Below are 1,573 nucleotides of genomic sequence, written 5' to 3'. Positions count from 1 at the left end.
CGACAAAATCAAAAGCTGTAGCATTATTGACCCTGAATATTGCAAATATAACACTGTCTATCAGTGCTCGGTATTTTTCGACAATCAAGACGACAAAATGCAAAACGTCAACTTTGCTGAGCAGAATTTAAAGCTAGTACACTGGCATGAGATTGTCGGTGATATCTTACCTATTGACGCCTCAAAAGCACGTGGAATTTTAGACGTCTGCCAGTATTTTGGTATTGATGCGGCCGACTGTATAGCATTTGGTGATGGGTTAAATGATTTAGAAATGTTTGATTTGGTTGGCTTTGCGGTAGCAATGGGTGATGGTAAAGACGAGTTAAAGGCGCGCGCTGATTTCATCACTGGCACTATCGAAGAGCAAGGTATTCAGACAGTATTGAACCCTATTCTACAGGCTCAAACAGGTAAAGCAGTATAATAGTGTTTAAGATGATATTCTGTAAAAAAAGCCAAATGACATAAGCTAGACGATAGAGAAAAAATACAAAAACCAAGGATAACCATGTTTACTGAATACAAAGCGAGCGGCGCACGGCCCGATACTGAAGTACCCACCCCCAAAATTATTTTTTTTGATATCGATGATACGCTCAGTCGCAAAGGCATTATTGCCGAACATAACAAAGCAACCCTTGAAGCACTTGCAAAGACCGATATCAAATTGGTCATCTCGACAGGACGTTCTAAAGCGATCTTACCTCCTGATATCTTAGCCTTACTTGATGCCGACGTGTTGGACGCTATTATCTGTATGAATGGACAATACAGCTTTAACAAAGACAGTATCATCAGTCATTATCCGTTATCAGATGCGCAGACTGACAAGATTGTATTACTGTGCCAAAAAAGTGAACTTATTCATAAATTTGACTCAGCGACTCACATTGCCTGGTCACATGAAAATGAGCGTTTGCGTGAATACAATGCTATAACGCCCAACTCTATCCTTGATCCGGAGTATTATAAGTCAAACACGGTCTATCAATGTTCGGTATTTTTTAACAATCAACAAGACCAAATGCAAGAGATCGACTTTGCTCAGGATGAATTAAAATTGGTACATTGGCATCATATTGGCGCAGACATACTACCAGTCAATGCATCCAAGGCAAGGGGCATCACAGATCTGTGCCAGCATTTTGCTATTGACGCGCGCGATTGTATGGCGTTCGGTGATGGATTTAATGATTTAGAGATGTTTGACTTGGTCGGCTATGCGGTAGCAATGGGCGATGCGCAGCCTGCTCTGATTGAGCGTGCAGATTTCGTCACTGGTACGATTGAAGAGCACGGAATACAAGCGGTGATTAAACAGCTTAAGATAGCATCGTAAATAGAACGGAATCAGACCAAACCGTTGCGATAGCTTTTTTAATGGCTAAACAAAAGCCCTTATCAGACACTGATAAGGGCTTTTTAATTTCAAAACAACATTAAGTTTTAATGATTATTTAGCAGCTATATAGCCTTTAAATCTATTCATTGAGCAGGATAAAATGTCTCTGCACCCGGCCCTACAGGCAGACCCAGTACAAATACCCAAACAGAGAACAAGATTGTCCAA

At 40.8% G+C, this 1,573-nt stretch carries 2 protein-coding genes; both read left to right on the top strand.

Annotated elements, in window-relative coordinates; translation table 11 throughout:
- Positions 1-427: HAD family hydrolase (locus ACS8FD_RS14110; protein WP_439276330.1), on the top strand; the 427-nt coding region annotated here is incomplete at its 5' end.
- Between the two features lie 84 nt (positions 428-511).
- Positions 512-1,342 carry a Cof-type HAD-IIB family hydrolase gene (locus ACS8FD_RS14105; protein ID WP_439262121.1) on the top strand — a complete coding sequence of 277 codons (831 nt, stop codon included), beginning with the start codon at positions 512-514 and terminating at the stop codon, positions 1,340-1,342.
- Positions 1,343-1,573: the final 231 nt, after the last annotated feature.

The organism is Psychrobacter sp. 1U2 (assembly GCF_051847575.1).
The sequence above is the reverse complement of the archived record's forward strand: the minus strand, read 5'-3'. Positions and strand labels throughout refer to the sequence as shown.

Bases quoted from the DNA above. Each gene is read 5' to 3' on its own strand.
- ACS8FD_RS14105 (WP_439262121.1), top strand. From the start codon at position 512: ATGTTTACTGAATACAAAGCGAGCGGCGCACGGCCCGATACTGAAGTA.